This is a genomic window from Serratia sp. L9 (assembly GCF_050632285.1).
Classification (GTDB): Bacteria; Pseudomonadota; Gammaproteobacteria; order Enterobacterales; family Enterobacteriaceae; genus Chania.
The window spans coordinates 3,696,108-3,713,780 of record NZ_CP192591.1 but is presented as its reverse complement, the minus strand read 5'-3'; the positions used below and the strand labels follow the sequence as shown (position 1 = coordinate 3,713,780).

The 17,673-nt window shown below is 53.2% G+C and carries 16 protein-coding genes and 2 pseudogenes; 9 read left to right on the top strand and 9 right to left on the bottom strand.

Going from position 1 to position 17,673, the window contains the following annotated elements; all coding sequences use genetic code 11:
- The first annotated feature begins 74 nt into the window (after positions 1-74).
- Both znuC and znuB read left to right on the top strand, forming a co-directional pair.
- Positions 75-836, top strand: a complete 762-nt coding sequence (znuC, locus tag ACQ86O_RS17635) for a zinc ABC transporter ATP-binding protein ZnuC (protein ID WP_431222181.1) — start codon at positions 75-77, stop codon at positions 834-836.
- Positions 829-1,614: a zinc ABC transporter permease subunit ZnuB gene (znuB, locus tag ACQ86O_RS17630; RefSeq protein WP_431222180.1), complete on the top strand. Its 786-nt coding sequence runs from the start codon at positions 829-831 to the stop codon at positions 1,612-1,614. The genes znuC and znuB overlap by 8 nt, the downstream gene beginning before the upstream one ends.
- Positions 1,615-1,666: 52 nt before the next feature.
- Here the strand turns inward: znuB and ruvB are convergent, their stop codons facing one another.
- From ruvB to aspS, 6 genes are all read right to left on the bottom strand, one after another.
- Positions 1,667-2,674, bottom strand: coding sequence for a Holliday junction branch migration DNA helicase RuvB (gene ruvB, locus ACQ86O_RS17625; RefSeq protein WP_431222179.1), 1,008 nt, complete (start codon positions 2,672-2,674; stop codon positions 1,667-1,669).
- Between the two features lie 17 nt (positions 2,675-2,691).
- The gene (ruvA, locus tag ACQ86O_RS17620; RefSeq protein WP_431222178.1) at positions 2,692-3,306 is read right to left on the bottom strand and encodes a Holliday junction branch migration protein RuvA; all 615 of its coding nucleotides are present in this window, start codon (positions 3,304-3,306) and stop codon (positions 2,692-2,694) included.
- A gap of 122 nt (positions 3,307-3,428) precedes the next feature.
- Entirely contained in the window at positions 3,429-3,950 is a 522-nt protein-coding gene (gene ruvC, locus ACQ86O_RS17615; protein ID WP_431222177.1) for a crossover junction endodeoxyribonuclease RuvC, read from the bottom strand.
- A 64-nt stretch (positions 3,951-4,014) separates the two neighbouring features.
- Complete coding sequence (locus ACQ86O_RS17610; protein WP_431222176.1) at positions 4,015-4,758, bottom strand: YebC/PmpR family DNA-binding transcriptional regulator; 744 nt, start codon at positions 4,756-4,758, stop codon at positions 4,015-4,017.
- Between the two features lie 21 nt (positions 4,759-4,779).
- Complete coding sequence (gene nudB, locus ACQ86O_RS17605; RefSeq protein WP_431222175.1) at positions 4,780-5,226, bottom strand: dihydroneopterin triphosphate diphosphatase; 447 nt, start codon at positions 5,224-5,226, stop codon at positions 4,780-4,782.
- Complete coding sequence (aspS, locus tag ACQ86O_RS17600; RefSeq protein ID WP_431222174.1) at positions 5,226-7,016, bottom strand: aspartate--tRNA ligase; 1,791 nt, start codon at positions 7,014-7,016, stop codon at positions 5,226-5,228. The genes nudB and aspS overlap by 1 nt, the downstream gene beginning before the upstream one ends.
- 492 nt (positions 7,017-7,508) lie before the next feature.
- Here aspS and ACQ86O_RS17595 point away from each other — a divergent pair.
- The 5 genes and pseudogenes from ACQ86O_RS17595 (at position 7,509) to cmoB (ending at position 11,262) form a co-directional block, all read left to right on the top strand.
- Positions 7,509-8,080 (top strand): annotated as a pseudogene (locus tag ACQ86O_RS17595) (hydrolase).
- A gap of 61 nt (positions 8,081-8,141) precedes the next feature.
- Positions 8,142-8,957, top strand: a complete 816-nt coding sequence (locus tag ACQ86O_RS17590) for a DUF72 domain-containing protein (protein WP_431225762.1) — start codon at positions 8,142-8,144, stop codon at positions 8,955-8,957.
- Between the two features lie 102 nt (positions 8,958-9,059).
- Positions 9,060-9,455 carry an MAPEG family protein gene (locus ACQ86O_RS17585; protein WP_431222173.1) on the top strand — a complete coding sequence of 132 codons (396 nt, stop codon included), beginning with the start codon at positions 9,060-9,062 and terminating at the stop codon, positions 9,453-9,455.
- The gene (gene cmoA, locus ACQ86O_RS17580; protein ID WP_431222172.1) at positions 9,428-10,294 is read left to right on the top strand and encodes a carboxy-S-adenosyl-L-methionine synthase CmoA; all 867 of its coding nucleotides are present in this window, start codon (positions 9,428-9,430) and stop codon (positions 10,292-10,294) included. The genes ACQ86O_RS17585 and cmoA overlap by 28 nt, the downstream gene beginning before the upstream one ends.
- Positions 10,291-11,262, top strand: a complete 972-nt coding sequence (cmoB, locus tag ACQ86O_RS17575) for a tRNA 5-methoxyuridine(34)/uridine 5-oxyacetic acid(34) synthase CmoB (protein ID WP_431222171.1) — start codon at positions 10,291-10,293, stop codon at positions 11,260-11,262. The genes cmoA and cmoB overlap by 4 nt, the downstream gene beginning before the upstream one ends.
- Before the next feature lie 85 nt (positions 11,263-11,347).
- On the opposite strand, the gene ACQ86O_RS17570 is transcribed toward cmoB, so the two are convergent.
- Both ACQ86O_RS17570 and cutC read right to left on the bottom strand, forming a co-directional pair.
- Entirely contained in the window at positions 11,348-11,794 is a 447-nt protein-coding gene (locus ACQ86O_RS17570; protein ID WP_431222170.1) for a hypothetical protein, read from the bottom strand.
- 774 nt (positions 11,795-12,568) lie between these two features.
- A pseudogene (cutC, locus tag ACQ86O_RS17565) lies at positions 12,569-13,326 on the bottom strand (copper homeostasis protein CutC).
- A 103-nt stretch (positions 13,327-13,429) separates the two neighbouring features.
- Here cutC and ACQ86O_RS17560 point away from each other — a divergent pair.
- Positions 13,430-14,581, top strand: a complete 1,152-nt coding sequence (locus tag ACQ86O_RS17560) for a MalY/PatB family protein (RefSeq protein ID WP_431222169.1) — start codon at positions 13,430-13,432, stop codon at positions 14,579-14,581.
- Here the strand turns inward: ACQ86O_RS17560 and ACQ86O_RS17555 are convergent.
- Positions 14,578-15,141: a VOC family protein gene (locus tag ACQ86O_RS17555; RefSeq protein WP_431222168.1), complete on the bottom strand. Its 564-nt coding sequence runs from the start codon at positions 15,139-15,141 to the stop codon at positions 14,578-14,580. The genes ACQ86O_RS17560 and ACQ86O_RS17555 overlap by 4 nt on opposite strands.
- Positions 15,142-15,874: 733 nt before the next feature.
- Between ACQ86O_RS17555 and argS the strand changes: the two genes are divergently transcribed.
- Positions 15,875-17,605, top strand: coding sequence for an arginine--tRNA ligase (gene argS, locus ACQ86O_RS17550; RefSeq protein WP_431222167.1), 1,731 nt, complete (start codon positions 15,875-15,877; stop codon positions 17,603-17,605).
- Positions 17,606-17,673: the final 68 nt, after the last annotated feature.

The following is a 17,673-nucleotide window of genomic DNA, read 5'->3' as shown; positions in this document are numbered from 1 at the left end:
GTAATCCCATCGTTTTCAGCAAAGAAGCGTGATATTATAACATTCGGTTAGTTCTGCAAAACGTAATTACAAACATGTCTACTCTGGCAACGCTAAAAAATATTTCTGTCTCATTTGGATCCCGAAGGGTCCTGGCAAATATCTCTCTCAACCTGCAACCGGGGCGTATCCTGACGTTACTCGGGCCGAATGGCGCAGGTAAATCAACGCTGGTTCGGGTGGTGCTGGGCCTGATCGCCCCCACGGAGGGCACCATCGAATGCCAGCCGGGGCTGCGCATCGGTTATGTACCGCAGAAGTTGCACCTTGATGCTACTCTGCCGCTGACCGTCAACCGCTTTATGCGCCTGAAACCGGGGGTGAAAAAGGCCGATATTCTGCCCGCGTTAAAACGTGTCCATGCCGCACACTTGCTGGATCAACCCATGCAGAAACTCTCTGGCGGTGAAAACCAACGGGTGTTGCTGGCACGGGCGCTGTTGAATAAGCCACAACTTTTGGTGCTGGACGAACCTACGCAAGGGGTGGACGTCAACGGCCAGCTGGCGCTGTACGATTTGATTGATCAACTGCGCAAAGAACTCGGCTGTGCCGTGCTGATGGTTTCCCACGATCTGCATCTGGTGATGGCAAAAACCGACGAAGTCCTCTGCCTGAACCAACATATCTGCTGCTCTGGCACGCCAGAAGTGGTGTCGATGCACCCTGAGTTTATCGCCATGTTCGGTAACCGCGGTGCGGAGCAACTGGCGATTTACCGCCATAACCATAATCACCGTCACGACCTGCAAGGCAGAATTGTGTTGAAAAAACCGGGGGCCGTGAGGCATGATTGAACTGTTATTGCCCGGCTGGCTGGCTGGCGTGTTATTGGCCGCCGCGGCTGGCCCACTGGGCTCTTTTGTGGTCTGGCGCAGGATGTCTTATTTCGGCGATACCTTGGCTCATGCTTCTCTGCTCGGCGTAGCTTTCGGCTTATTGCTGGACGTTAATCCATTTTATGCGGTAATTGCCGTTACTCTGCTACTGGCCTTGCTGCTGGTTTGGCTGGAGCGCCGCCCGCAGCTGTCTATCGATACCCTGCTGGGGATCATGGCGCACAGTGCTCTTTCCCTGGGTCTGGTCGTTGTTGCGTTAATGTCTAATGTGCGCGTTGATCTGATGGCTTATCTGTTTGGGGATTTGCTGTCGGTGACGATTAGCGATATCTGGATGATTGGCATTGGCGTAGTGACGGTGTTACTGGTGCTGTGGTGGCAATGGCGCGATCTGTTATCCATGACCATCAGCCCGGAAATGGCCCATGTCGATGGAGTAAATCTGCCACGCGCCCGCACCATTTTGATGCTGGTAACGGCATTAACCATCGGCTTGGCAATGAAGTTTGTCGGCGCGCTGATTATCACTTCGCTGTTGATTATTCCAGCGGCAACTGCACGCCGCTTTGCCCGTACTCCTGAGCAAATGGCAGGTTATGCGGTGTTGATAGGGATTATTGCGGTAACAGGTGGGCTGACTTTCTCGGCGTTTTACGATACACCCGCCGGGCCTTCGGTAGTGCTCAGTGCAGCCGTGCTGTTTGTCCTGAGCCTGTCCAAAAAACAACAGGCTTAGCCTGCTCATCAAGGGGTTCTGCCTGCAGAACCCCTGATTTGAATCTTTGCCCCTACTTCTCTTCCCGCTCAATGCCAAAGTGTTTATAGGCATGATTGGTTGCCATCCGGCCACGCGGTGTACGCTGAATAAAACCTTGCTGGATCAGGAAGGGTTCGATGACATCTTCAATGGTTTCGCGCTCTTCACCGATCGCCGCCGCCAGGTTATCCAACCCCACCGGGCCACCGGTAAATTTATCGATAATCGCCAGCAGCAGTTTGCGATCCATATAGTCGAAACCCTCGGCATCAACATTCAACATATCCAATGCCTGCGTCGCCACTTCGCCATTAATCACGCCATTGGCTCGCACCTCGGCAAAATCACGAACGCGGCGCAACAGGCGGTTGGCAATACGTGGCGTACCACGCGCACGGCGCGCAACTTCATGCGCGCCATCGGTAGAAAGATCCAGCCCCAGGCAGTTGGCACTGCGCGAGACGATGTGTTCAAGATCGGCTACCTGATAAAACTCCAGACGCTGCACAATACCGAAACGATCGCGTAATGGTGAGGTTAACGAACCGGCACGGGTGGTGGCGCCAACCAGGGTGAACGGGGGCAGATCGAGCTTAATCGAACGCGCCGCCGGGCCTTCGCCAATCATGATATCCAGTTGGTAATCTTCCATCGCCGGATACAGGATCTCTTCCACAACCGGGGAAAGCCGATGGATTTCATCGATAAACAGAACGTCGTGAGGTTCCAGGTTGGTCAGCATCGCCGCCAGATCCCCAGCCTTCTCCAACACCGGGCCGGAGGTAGTGCGCAGATTAACCCCCATCTCGTTGGCCACAATGTTGGCCAAGGTGGTTTTACCCAAGCCTGGCGGGCCAAAAATCAACAGATGATCCAGTGCATCACCGCGCTGCTTTGCTGCCTGAATAAAGATTTCCATTTGCTCACGCACGTGCGGCTGGCCTACATACTCCGTCAGCAGCTTAGGGCGGATCGCGCGATCCAGAACCTCTTCTTCATTGAACGGCTCGGCAGAAATCAGGCGGTCAGCTTCAATCATTTTCTACCCCTTGCTGCCTAAAGTGCGGCACGTAACGCATCACGGATTAAGGTTTCACTGTCTGCACCCGGCTTGGCGACCTTGCCGATCATGCGGCTGGCTTCCTGCGGTTTATAGCCCAATGCCACCAGCGCCGAGGCGGCTTCTGCCTCTACGTCTATTTCGGCGGCTTTAGCCGCACTGGCAGGCAAGGTAATCTCGCTGCTGTTATTGAACAGATCGCCATTCAGCCCTTTGAAGCGATCCTTCATCTCTACCACCAGGCGCTCGGCGGTTTTCTTACCCACGCCAGGCAGCTTGATTAACGTGGTGATCTCTTCACGTTCTACCGCACTGACAAACTGCTGCGCAGACATGCCAGAGAGGATCGCCAATGCCAGCTTCGGCCCCACACCGTTCACTTTTATCAACTCCCGGAACAGTGCGCGTTCTTGTTTGTCATTAAACCCATACAGCAGTTGTGCATCTTCACGCACCACAAATTGGGTAAAAACGATAGCCTCTTGCCCCAGCTCCGGCAGCTCATAAAAACAGGTCATGGGCATATGTACTTCATACCCGACGCCGTTGGCTTCCAATAACACCAGCGGTGGCTGCTTTTCCAGAATAATTCCTCTGAGACGACCTATCATTACCCCTCCTGAATGGATCCCTGCATGTGGCATACTGCCACACAGTAATGGTGAAGCTTATACCATAAAAAAGGCTGGATGAATATCCAGCCTGCATCTACCGTCGTGTTTTAGAGCGGGCTTCAGCGCAACCGGCCACGCGCCAGATTCAACCGCCCTTCACTCACGCGCAATACGTTCTGGCTGAGATGACAGTGAGTGATAGCGATAGCCAGCGCATCCGCAGCATCCGCCTGCGGGTTGGCGGAAAGCTTCAGCAGCGAGCGCACCATATGCTGCACCTGCGATTTCTCTGCCGCACCGGTACCGACCACCGTCTGCTTCACCTGGCGCGCCGCGTACTCAAACACTTCCAGATTCTGATTAACGGCGGCAACGATAGCCACACCCCGCGCCTGCCCCAGCTTGAGTGCTGAGTCCGGGTTCTTGGCCATAAACACCTGCTCAATGGCGAAGAAATCCGGCTGAAACTGGGTGATGATCTCACTCACGCCCGCATAAATCAGCTTTAGGCGCGTGGGCATATCATCGACCACGGTACGGATACAACCGCTGGCAACGTAAGTCAGTTGGCGGCCCTGCTGGCGGATAAGGCCATAACCGGTGACGCGTGAGCCGGGATCGATACCCAGTATGATCGCCATTGCTACCACCACCTTGCGTTAAGCATTAAGGCGCTGCCGGCAACAGCGCCATTATTCACCTGCATTACAGCGTAGCGGCAATCTCGTCGGAGATCTCACCGTTGTGATAAACCTCCTGCACGTCGTCACAATCTTCCAGCATATCGATCAGGCGCAGCAGTTTAGGTGCGGTTTCAGCATCCATATCTGCTTTCGTTGACGGGATCATGGACACTTCTGCCGAGTCGGCTTCAAAGCCTGCCGCGGTCAATGCGTCTTTCACTTCACCCAGGTTTTCCCAGGCGGTGAAGACATCAATAACGCCATCATCATAGGTCTGGATATCTTCAGCGCCAGCTTCCAGAGCCGCTTCCATAACGCTGTCTTCGTCCAGGCCCGGTGCATAGGTAATCACCCCTTTTTTGGTGAACAGATAGGCAACAGAGCCATCAGTCCCCAGGTTGCCACCACACTTGGTGAAGGCATGACGCACTTCTGCAACGGTACGGTTACGGTTGTCACTCAGGCACTCGATCATCACAGCGGTGCCGCCTGGGCCGTAACCTTCATAGATGATGGTTTCCATGTTGCTGTCATCATCGCCGCCCACACCACGGGCGATAGCGCGGTTCAGCGTATCGCGCGTCATGTTATTGGACAGCGCTTTGTCGATGGCCGCACGCAGACGCGGGTTAGCACCAGGATCGCCGCCACCCAGTTTGGCTGCGGTTACCAGCTCACGGATAATTTTGGTGAAAATTTTACCGCGTTTGGAATCTTGTGCTGCTTTGCGGTGTTTCGTGTTGGCCCATTTACTATGACCTGCCATAAAAAATATCTCCAAAAAGAACTACTGGACAGAATGGATCACAAATTCTTCAATCGCCTGCTGATTACTCCAGGACTTGGTCAATCTGGCAGCCTCGGCCGCCTCAAGCCACTGGTATGCGTGATGCTCGGTTAATACCGGATCGCGCTCTTCAGGTAACGCCAGACAGAACCAATGCTCTTTATTACGAAGGGTTCCCGGCGCATAGCGATGTCGCAAATGGACAAAGAGTTCAAACTCCACGCAGCGCTGGCAATCGAGCAACGGCAGTTTCTCTGCTTCGATATCAATACCAATCTCTTCCATGACTTCGCGCTGTGCGGCATGCGGCGGCGATTCGGTACCTTCCAGGCTGCCAGTAACCGACTGCCAGAATTCCGTATCGTCACGCCGCTGTAACATCAGCACCCGGCCACTGGATTGCGCATAAATCACTACCAGAATAGACTCGGGCCGCTTGTAATTCATCACACGTTCTCTTGACTTGCGTCGTCCGAGGCCTTCTTCACCACGCTGATCGCCAATTCCTGCAAGGATGCCGGGTTGGCAAAGCTGGGGGCATCGGTCATCAGGCAGGCTGCCGCGGTGGTTTTCGGGAAGGCGATAACGTCACGGATGTTCTCCGTGCCGGTCAGCAGCATCACCAGACGGTCCAGGCCGAATGCCAGACCGGCGTGCGGTGGGGTGCCGTATTTCAGGGCATCCAGCAGGAAGCCGAACTTCTCACGCTGTTCCTGTTCGTTGATACCGAGAATGCCAAATACCGTCTGCTGCATTTCACTGCGGTGAATACGTACTGAGCCACCGCCAACTTCATAGCCATTCAGCACCATGTCATACGCATTGGCGATAGCGGCAGTGGGTTGTTTCTGCAGCTCTTCCGGGCTCATGTCACGAGGCGCGGTGAATGGGTGGTGCATCGCTGCCAGGCCCCCTTCGCCATCGTCTTCAAACATTGGGAAGTCAACGACCCACAGCGGTGCCCAACTTTCCAACTTGGTCAGGCCCAGATCGCGGCCCAACTTCAGGCGCAATGCGCCCATGGCATCGGTAACGATTTTAAAACTGTCAGCACCGAAGAACAGGATATCGCCACTTTGCGCATTGGTGCGGGCCAGCATGGCTTCCAGCACTTCTGCACTCAGGAACTTGGCAATCGGGCTCTGTACGCCTTCCATGCCTGCTGCGCGATCGTTCACCTTCAGCCATGCCAAACCCTTGGCGCCGTAGATGTTAACAAAAGCCCCGTATTCGTCGATCTGCTTACGGGTCAGTTGCGCGCCACCAGGGACGCAGATTGCGGCAACGCGGCCTTTGGCATCGTTGGCCGGGCCGGAGAACACTTTAAACTCAACGTCTTTAACCAGATCGGCAACGTCCACCAGTTCCAGCGGGTTACGCAGGTCCGGTTTATCGGAACCGTAACGGCGCATCGCTTCGGCAAAGGTCATGACCGGGAATTTGCCCAGATCCACGCCTTTCACGTCCAGCCACATTTCATGCACCAATTGCTCCATCACTGCACGCACCTGATCGGCGGTCATGAAAGAGGTTTCGACATCGATCTGGGTAAATTCCGGCTGGCGGTCAGCGCGCAGGTCTTCGTCGCGGAAGCATTTGACAATCTGGTAGTAACGATCAAAACCAGACATCATCAACAATTGCTTGAACAACTGCGGGGACTGCGGCAGCGCGTAGAATTTGCCTTTATGCACACGGCTTGGCACCAGATAGTCACGGGCACCTTCCGGTGTGGCTTTGGTCAGCATCGGGGTTTCGATATCCAGGAAACCGTGGCTGTCCATAAAGCGGCGCACAAAACTGGTGATCTTGGCGCGGGTTTTCAGGCGATCGGCCATTTCCGGACGACGCAGATCCAGATAGCGATATTTAAGGCGCGCTTCTTCAGAGTTGGTCTGGTTTGAATCCAGCGGCAGAGGTTCAGAGCGGTTAATGATCTCCAGGGCGTGGGCAAAAACTTCAACCTGGCCAGTGGCCATATCTTTATTGATCTGGCTGTCTGGGCGGGCGCGTACGGTACCCACGATCTGAATACAGAACTCATTACGCAGTTCGAAAGCTTTGTCGAAGGCCGCTTTCTGATCCGGGTCGAAGAACACCTGCACGATGCCTTCACGGTCACGCATATCAATAAAGATCAGGCCGCCCAGATCGCGACGACGGTTGACCCAACCACACAAAGTGACTTCCTGGCCTACATGGGCCAGATTCAACTGCCCGCAATATTCAGTACGCATACGCTATCCTTTTGACTTAAGCCGGTTCCGCCGGAGAGGTGGCATTATTGCTTTGTCCGCACGGCTGTTATCTGATGAATTTTTCTTTGCCCGGTTTGAAACCCGTCGCCCGCCAGCCACAAACCGTTGGAGGCAGATCAACCCAGGCTGCCCACACGCCTGGCACTTTGCCAGCGGCGCGTCGGAAAATTTTTGCCGTTTCTCTAATCGAGCCAGATGCCTATTCATTAAGCGACACAGTTCGTTGGATTAAAGAATGGTGAAAAAAGGCGGCCATTATAAAGGAAATTCATGCGCCAGATAAGTGCGAACACACCATTGTTGCCACCCTAAATGGTGCATTCAGACTTGAATTAACACATTGATTAACAAATTTCCCATTAACCGACAGCAGTTTTTTCACGTAGCCTCTCCCCATCGCTGATTGTTTTGCGGTTTTAGCTGTCAAACTGCCAGCCTGAATCTTATCCACCGTAACAAGGAGACCTCTGTATGTTGAAGCTTGATCCCCAAACGACCGCCCTGGTATTGATAGATCTGCAAAAAGGGATCCTACCCTTCGCTGCTGGCCCGCACAGTGCCAGCGAGGTAGTCACCCATGCTGCACATCTGGCTGGGCGTTTTCGCGCGTTGAATGCACCGGTATTTTTGGTGCGGGTAGGTTGGTCTGATTCCTTTGCCGAAGCGTTGAAACAACCGGTAGATAAACCTTCCCCGGCACCGGTCGGCGGGTTGCCCGAATCCTGGTGGGAGTTCCCGGAAGCGTTGGCAGTCAACGACAACGACATATTGATCGTCAAACGCCAGTGGGGGCCTTCTACGGCACCGATCTTGACCTGCAACTGCGACGCCGCGGTATCAAAACGGTGGTGTTGGGCGGTATCGCCACCAACATCGGCGTAGAATCCACCGCCCGCAACGCCTGGGAGCATGGCTATGAGCTGGTGATCGCCGAAGACGTATGCAGCACCTACAGCGCCGAGATGCATCGGTTTGCCTTCGACAATATCTTCCCACGCATTGCCCGCGTGCGCAGCACCAGTGAGATCCTCGCCGCGCTGTGAGCCGCCCTGTGTTAACTTGATTTGCAAGACCGTGGGCATAAACAAGGAAGGCAAGGACTTGATATACATCGGACTACCGCAATGGCAACACGCAGCTTGGAATCGCATCGGTTTACGCGATTTGGCGGACTACAGCCGCTATTTCAACTGCGTGGAAGGCAACACCACCTTCTACGCCCTGCCGAAGCCGGAAATAGTGCATCGCTGGCGTGATATGACCAGCGATGATTTCCGTTTCTGCTTTAAATTCCCTTCGCAAATCAGCCACAAAGCAGCACTGCGCAACTGCGAGGCCGACATCAGGGCCTTTTACCAATGCCTGGGCCCTATAGATGCCCGCATCGGGCAGCTATGGCTGCAATTGCCCGCCACCTTCGCCCCCGAACATCTTGATATTCTGTGGGCGTTTTTCGAGTCTCTGCCGCAAAGCTTTACCTACGGCGTCGAAGTGCGTCATCTGGAGTTTTTCGCCAAGGGTGAGGCAGAACGGCGTCTGAACCAGGGGTTACATCAGCGTGGTATCAACCGGGTAATCCTCGACAGCCGCCCGTTGCATCAGGCCGCAGCGCACAGTGCTGCCGTCTGCGATGCACAACTGAAAAAGCCAAAGTTACCGGTCCATGCCGTGCTCACCGCCAATAATCCGCTGGTGCGTTTTATTGGTGGCGATGTTCTCGATGACAATTTGCATTGGTTTGGCTCCTGGCAACAGAAGCTACCGGCCTGGGCAGAGCAACATCAACCGTATCTGTTTATACACACGCCGGATAACAGTGATTCACCGCAACAGGCGCAAAAAATCTGGCAGCGCTTACGCCAGTTAATTCCGAATTTACCGGCTCCGCCAGACTGGCCAGAGCAGGATGCGTTGTTTTAACCAATTGATCTGGCCGATCACATCGGTTTTTTCCGGGCGACAGTCACGATAATGGCAGTTATGATGCTCGCTGCCAGATTTGGTTAGGGAATGGAGTTAAAAATGGTTAGCGCGCTCTATGTGGTGTTTGGCGCATTGTTGTTGATCAAACTCTCTTACGACGTGGTCAGGTTAAGAATGCAGTACCGGGTCGCCTACGGTGATGGCGGCTTCTATGAGCTGCAAACCGCGATCCGTGTACACGGCAACGCCGTGGAGTACATCCCCATCGCCGCTGTGTTGCTGGTGATCATGGAAATGAATGGCGCAGAGGTGTGGATGGTGCATATCTGCGGCCTACTGTTAATGGCAGGCCGATTGGTGCATTACTACGGTTTGCGCAACCGCGAGGTTCGCTGGCGCCGTTCAGGCATGGCTGCCACCTATATTTCTTTGATACTGATGGTGATCGCCAATATCTTCTACCTGCCATGGGACATTATTTTCAGTTTGCATTAATCCTTGCCGCTGTTCAGGCGGCAACGCCGCCTGCTTCTGCCCTCCCCGATTTTCTGTTAGAATGCGCCCCTTCGAATTCTGACCTGATTTGCCGCCATGCCAAACCACGATACTCTTTTTCCGCCCCAATCGCCAAACTGGGCGACTGGACCTTCGACGAGCGGGTCGCTGAGGTCTTCCCAGACATGATCCAGCGATCCGTTCCCGGCTACTCCAATATCATTTCCATGATTGGCATGTTGGCCGAACGCTTTGTGCAACCGGGCAGTCAGGTCTATGACCTGGGGTGTTCGCTTGGTGCGGCAACGCTGTCGATGCGCAGGAACATCAAGGTCGCAGGCTGCAATATCATTGCTGTCGATAACTCCCCTGCCATGGTTGAGCGCTGCCGCCGTCATATTGATGCGTTCCGCGCCGATACGCCGGTAGAAGTGATCGAAGCCGATATTCTGGACATCAACATCGAAAATGCGTCGATGGTGGTGCTGAACTTTACCCTGCAGTTTCTTGAACCCGCCGACCGTCTGCGCCTGCTTGAACAAGTTTATCGCGGGTTACGCCCAGGTGGCGCGCTGGTATTGTCAGAAAAATTCAGTTTTGAGGATGCGGATGTTGGTGAACTGCTGTTCAACATGCATCATGACTTTAAACGCGCCAACGGTTACAGCGAACTGGAAATCAGCCAAAAGCGCAGCATGCTGGAAAATGTGATGCTGACCGACTCGGTAGAAACGCATAAAGCTCGCCTTCAACAAGCCGGTTTTGAACATGCAGAAGTCTGGTTCCAATGCTTTAACTTCGGCTCGCTAATCGCGTTGAAAGCGGGGGATTGTGCATGATCGAGTTTGGAGATTTTTATCAGCGCATCGCTAAAAGCCCTCTCAGCCATTGGCTTGATACCCTGCCAGCGCAGATCAGCGCCTGGCAACGTGAATCCCTGCACGGCAAGTTCAAGCAATGGTTTAACTCGGTAGAACATTTACCAGCCCTGGCGCCAACCCGGCTGGATTTGTTGCATGGCGTTCATGCCGCTATGGAGCAACCCCTCTCACCGGGCCAGCTCGAAGGCATCGAAAAAATGCTGCGAACGCTGATGCCATGGCGCAAAGGGCCATTCTCGCTGTATGGCATTGATATCGAAACCGAGTGGCATTCAGACTGGAAGTGGGATCGGGTGCTGCCTCACATTTCCCCGTTGGCTGGCCGCACTATTCTTGATGTGGGCTGCGGCAGCGGCTATCACCTGTGGCGCATGATCGGGGCCGGGGCTCATCTGGCCGTCGGCATCGATCCGATGCAATTGTTCCTGTGCCAATTTGAAGCAGTGCGTAAACTGCTGGGTGGCGATCAGCGTGCCCATGTATTACCGCTTGGGATTGAACAATTGCCAGAACTGGCCGCCTTCGACACCGTGTTCTCGATGGGCGTGCTGTATCATCGCCGCTCTCCGCTGGATCATCTGTATCAGTTGAAAAACCAATTGGTTGCCGAAGGTGAGCTCGTGCTGGAGACTTTGGTCGTGGAAGGCGACCGTCATCAGGTATTGGTGCCGGGCGACCGCTACGCGCAAATGCGTAACGTCTACTTTATTCCTTCTGCAGAAGCCCTGAAAGGTTGGTTGGAGAAATGCGGGTTCGTGGACGTAAAGATTGCCGATATCTGTACCACCACAACCGAAGAACAGCGCCGCACCGATTGGATGACCAGCGAGTCATTGGCCGAATTCCTTGATCCGAACGATCAAAGTAAAACTATTGAAGGTTATCCCGCCCCGATTCGCGCGGTACTGACGGCTAAAAAGCCCTGAACGGCAACCCCCCTGTTTTGCCTCTTTCGCTTTAGGTGAGACGTTTTCCCTCTCCCACCCTTTGGGGAGAGGGGTTAGGTCCGGATTATTTTCTTAAAGCCTCCAGGAGGTCTTTTTCAAACACTCCGCTGGAAGAGCAGGCGAAAGGTTTGACCTTATCGTTGCCATCTGCCGCCAGCAGCCCCGCAACGCCATTAACCTGCACCATGATATTCGAACCTTCTCCGGCGCTAAAAATCTGCACCAGGATCCGATAGGTCTCGTCCAGGTTTGACGGCCCTGGCTGATCGGAACATTTAAGATATAAACTGGCCAGTTCGGCATCATTCCCGGTAACGCCAACAATTCCCAAATCACGCTCAACAACAAGCGACTTAACCCCTTTCTGCGCAAAAAAGGCTTCTGCACGGCTTAGCAGTTCATCGGGTTTGCGGTTGCCTATCAAAGTCGGCTTCGCCGATGCCGTGGGCGTATCGTCAACAGCCGTGCCGGTATCCGCAGGTTGGTTACCGCTTTTGGTCGGCCCATACACCGAAACACAACCATTCAATATCAATATCAGTAAAAAAATCGAGTATCTCATCATTCACCTGTAATACAGCGTGGCGCAGGCCGTTAACGACAGCGCGATCCCGATAATCAGTAAATAACGCATCTCCCCCTCCTTTTAGCGGTAATAGGCCGCAACACAGCCCGATAAGGAACAGCAAATAATCATTAGCAACACAACATAAACTTTCATCTTTCCTCCGGTTTGAATCTGGTTGGCTTTTGTTTCCAACCGCGTCAGCAGACGATAAGGCGTTCTGAGGAGCATGTCGCTTGCTGCCATTTGTATCAGCTCTGGCAAGACAACCACATGGATGATGAACAGGAGATCAGGCTTAAAGGTTGCAGGCTTTCTCTGGGGTGGTAGACTCAATTAAAATCAACAAATTCAAAAATAGCTAATGCGCGATATCGATTTACTGTTAATTATTTTATTCACGGTTATGGTCGGAGTATGGATCTCCGTCATATTCAATATTGGCGGTATTGTTCACACTTTCTCAGCCATTTTTCACTGGTTCGAAAGTCTGCGCTAGCCCCCATTTCCGTTTACATTTCTACAACATTTAAACCCTGCACACTGACCTACAGTTAACTAAAGTTAAAGTGTTGGTATCGCGCCAACACCAGTGAAACATTTAATCTTATTTGCCCTGGGCACCTCTACCCTGTTCAGGGCATTTTTTTGCCGGTTAAACATTGACGACAAAAAGCCCCGAAAACATCTCGGGGCTTCCAGGGCTGATTTCTGCCAGTGTCAGGCATTCGTGGTTGCAGGCGTGAGCATCGCCAAGGCATTTTTCATCGATTCAACCATTTCCCCGTCTACGCAATAATGGCTGAATTCATCGAACTCATTATCGGAACACATGGTCACCCCCGCCTTGCGGTAACGCATGGTAGAAGGCACCGTATGCCCGGCGGAGCTGTGTAATTCCTGAATACCTATATCCACAAACTTATGCAGATTGCTCAGACGTACCCCGGCGCCAGCCATCACTACCGGCCCTTTGCTGGCTCGGAGCAGATCACGCAGCAGCAACAGGCCCAGTTCAGCATTTTGCTGTTGGCCAGAAGTGAGAATACGTGCAACGCCTAATTGTGTCAGTTGCTCCAGCGCCACCATCGGGTTTTGGCACATGTCGAAAGCACGATGGAAGGTAACCGCCATGTTGCCACTCAGCTTCATGATCTCGTGCATTCGCGGCAGATCGATATGCCCTTCGTCGTCAAGCATACCCACCACCACACCGGCAAACCCCATATCGCGGATTTGAGCGATGTCATTTTTGATGGTATCGAATTCAACAGCGCTATAGCAAAAATCGCCCCCTCGCGGGCGAACAATCGGGTGAACAGGGATATTTACCCGCTCGCGCGCCAGCTTCAGCGTACCAAAACTCGGTGTCAAGCCCCCTCACTTTGGCTGGCACATAGCTCTATGCGGTCAGCTCCCGCCTGTTCCGCCGTCATTGCACAATCGACGCTAAAGCAACAAACTTCCAGTTTCATTATTGCCACCCCCAGATAACGGCCAAAATGCTACAACAGATGTTAATTACAAAATTTTTCGCGTAGGCTCAAGCCATACACCTTGAACCCGTTCAGGTTGATAACTATGGCATTCAATTTTGATCAATGGGTAGACCGCAGTCACAGCGATAGCGTTAAGTGGGATAAATATCGCGATCGCGACATCATTCCACTCTGGATAGCTGATACCGACTTTCTTTCTCCCCCGGCGGTGATCGACGCGCTGCAACAGCGCGTTTCCCAGGGTGTTTTTGGTTACGGCCAACCATCCCCTGAGCTTATTACGGTTTTTACCCAGCGCATGTTAGAGCGCTACGACTGGCGCATCAAGCCCGAATGGGTCGTTCTATTGCCTGGCCTGGTTTGTGGGTTGAATCTGTGCGTGCGCACATTTACTCAAGATGGGCAAAGCTCTCTGGCACCGACGCCCATTTACCCGCCCTTTCGCCAGGCGGCAAAATCCGTCGATCGCGAGCAGTTGCAGATCCCTCTGGCACGCAGCAATCAGCGCTGGGTGCTGGATTTCCCTGCGGTGGCTGGCTCACTGACCGGGCGTGAACGTCTGTTGATGCTGTGCAACCCGCAAAATCCGGGCAGCACGGTTTATCGACGAGAAGAGTTGCTGGCCCAACATGCGTTCGCCCGCAAGCACGATCTGATCGTCTGTTCGGACGAGATCCATTGCGAACTGCTGCTGGAACCCGGTTTAAAACATATTCCATTTGCCAGCCTGAATGAGGATGCAGCCCAGCGCAGCATTACGCTGATGTCACCTTCCAAAACCTTCAATATCGCCGGGTTGGGAGCTTCCATGGCTATCATCCCTAATCAAACCCTACGCCAGCAATTGTGCAAGGCTCGCAAAGGTATTGTGCCTGCAGTGGATATTCTGGCGCAGGTCGCCGCCCTGGCGGCTTACCGCGAAGGTCAAAGCTGGTTGGATGAACTGCTGAATTATCTGCGCATCAATCGTGATTTGGTCACCGAACGCATCAACGCCATACCCGGCCTGCACCTGTTGCCTATAGAGGCCACCTATCTGGCTTGGATCGATTGCAGCGAATTGGCTGTCGATAATCCTCATGCCTTTTTCGAGCAGGCCGGTGTTGGCCTTAGCCCTGGATTGGATTTCGGTGATCGACGTTTTGTGCGCCTTAACTTTGGCTGCCGTTACTCATTGTTACTCACCGCGCTGGAACGCATGACACAGGCCGTTGAGCGCCACCACGCGGGCTAAGAACGCTCACTGGCGACGATTGCGCGAATATGATGCGGGTGGAATTTGATGGTTACGTTGCCATCGGTGATCGCCAGCGTCGGATTGGCCAGCCGCTCCCCTTCCCCTTGAGGTGAACTCTGCTTCAGTTTGATCCCTGGCAGCAGCAGTGCTTCGTCTGCCAGATGATCCAATGCACGGGCATATAAGGTCTCCGGATCGCCGCTCAGCACCAGTTCAACATGCTCCCAGCCCTCGTGGGGATAGCGTTTTTCGCCCGGATAGGGCAGTTCGATACAATCGATCTGCCAGGGGCCAACCTGCAGTGGAACCGCCAGGTCAAACAGGCAAATCGGCCTGCCGTTGATCATCGATTCCGAAAGCAGAGTCCCGCACTGCTGCAACCCTTGGCGCCAACGATCGGCCGTGCTGTTTTGATGGCAACGAACCGAAATATGGTCAGCGTTGAAATGTGGTAAATCAAGATGCAGTTTCTCTGCAAACTGGGTTAGCGCCAGCTCAAAGCGGGGCAAATCCAGCGCCAGATCGTTAAGTTCGTTAATTGATGAAAAATGGGTCATGATTTTCTCGGATTTTCCTTGGCAAAGGGCAGGCCAACAATCTACATGGCAAATGCCCAGCAGGCTATGCTTCAACGGCGTAAAATTTTCTACTCCATCGAGGATTACGCATTTGAAGACGCCAGCAGCGATAATATGGTTTTATTATCACAATATTGACTCGTCCCCTTCCCATAAAGAATATATGTACTTACTCTTAATGCCGTATATTTACAAAAAAATGCCAAGAATTATCTTAATTCCATTATCTTCCTTATTATTCATGCTGATAGGCACTTTCCCCCTGGCACTTCACCGCGCCAAACCCGGCAATAGGCTGTTTATCATTGGCAATCCAAATAGAAACACACCGGAGCATTCCTAAATCGTAACTATCATATTGCCTAAAAAGAACGATTACGTTAATTTGAACCTGCATTTAACTCCAGGTAAATGAATATGATCCTTTTAGGCATATCAATTGTACTGATTATTATCGCTACTTATGCGATTTACCGTCATTACAAAACGAGACGAAATGGCTTATTACGTTCCGGCCGCAACAATAAAAAACGCTAGACACACGCATCATCCGCATGGTTTTTACCTACCCAATTAACACGGACAATTTTATCTACCGTTATAACCCCCAAGGCTTTACTTTTCGCTACACCAGCCCGCGTCAGCTACTGACGCGGCGCCTCTGATCGGGTACAATCGCAGGCTGTTTTGTGTTTGTCATTAAGGTAACCCGGTGAATATTCAGGCTCTTCTATCAGATAAAGTCAGCCAGGCGCTGATAGCCGCAGGTGCGCCTGCCGATTGCGAAGCTCAGGTTCGTCAGTCCGCTAAAGCGCAGTTTGGTGATTATCAGGCTAACGGTGTGATGTCCGTTGCCAAAAAACTTGGCATGCCGCCGCGACAACTGGCAGAGAAAGTGCTGGAACTGCTGGAACTGGGCGATATTGCCAGCAAAGTGGAAATCGCCGGTCCGGGCTTTATCAATATTTTCCTGAACAGTGACTGGGTAGCCCTGCAGGCTGATGCCGTCCTGGCCGCGCCAAAATTAGGCGTCGCGCCGGTTGAACCGCAAACCATCGTCATCGATTACTCCGCTCCGAACGTCGCAAAAGAGATGCATGTGGGCCACCTGCGCTCCACCATTATTGGTGATGCCGCCGCCCGTACCCAGGAGTTCCTGGGCCATAAAGTGATCCGTGCCAACCACGTTGGCGACTGGGGCACCCAGCTCGGTATGCTGATCGCCTATCTGGAAAAAATGCAGAACGAAAACGCCAGCGATATGGGCCTATCGGATCTGGAGCAATTTTACCGTGAAGCCAAGAAGAACTATGACGAGGATGAAGACTTCGCCCTGCGTGCCCGTGGTTACGTGGTGAAGCTGCAAGGCGGTGATCCCTATTGCCTGAAGATGTGGCGCAAGCTGGTGGATATCACCATGGCGCAAAACCAACTGACTTACAATCGTCTGAACGTGACCCTGACCGAAGATGACGTGATGGGTGAAAGCCTGTACAACGCCATGCTGCCAGGCATCGTTGCCGACCTGAAAGCCAAGGGGCTGGCGGTAGAAAGCGAAGGCGCTACCGTGGTGTTCCTGGACGAGTACAAAAATAAAGATGGCGACCCGATGGGGGTCATCATCCAGAAAAAAGACGGCGGCTATCTTTACACCACCACCGATATCGCCTGTGCCAAATACCGCTATGAAACCCTGGGTGCCGATCGCGTTCTGTATTACATCGATTCGCGCCAGCATCAGCACCTGATGCAAGCCTGGACTATCGTGCGTAAAGCCGGTTATGTGCCAGACGCCGTTACTCTGGAACATCATATGTTCGGCATGATGCTGGGCAAAGACGGTAAGCCGTTCAAAACCCGCTCAGGCGGAACGGTGAAGCTTTCAGATCTGCTGGATGAAGCTGTCGAACGTGCCAACAAACTGATCGCCGAGAAAAACCCGGATATGCCAGCCGATGAAATGCAGAACGTGGCCAACGTGGTGGGTATCGGCGCGGTGAAATATGCCGACCTGTCAAAAAGCCGTACTACCGACTACGTGTTCGACTGGGACAATATGCTGGCCTTCGAAGGGAATACCGCCCCTTACATGCAATACGCCTATACTCGCGTTGCCTCGGTGTTCAAACGTGCCGGCGTTGATGAAAGCAGCCTGACGTTGCCGTTGGTGATGACCGAAGAGCGCGAAATTGCGTTGGCTACCCGCCTGTTACAGTTCGAAGAAGTCCTCACCGTGGTGGCCCGTGAAGGCACACCGCACGTGATGTGTACTTATCTGTATGACCTGGCTGGGTTGTTCTCGGGCTTCTACGAGCATTGCCAGATCCTGAATGCCGAAAGCGAAGAAGCCCGTCAGAGCCGCCTGAAGCTGGCCCTGTTGACGGCCAAAACGCTGAAAACCGGTCTGGATACGCTGGGGATCGAAACCGTCGAGCGGATGTAACCCCAGGCTCCAGCAGTAAAAAAGGTCGCGTGAGCGACCTTTTTGCTTTCTATGTACTGCAAGGCGTA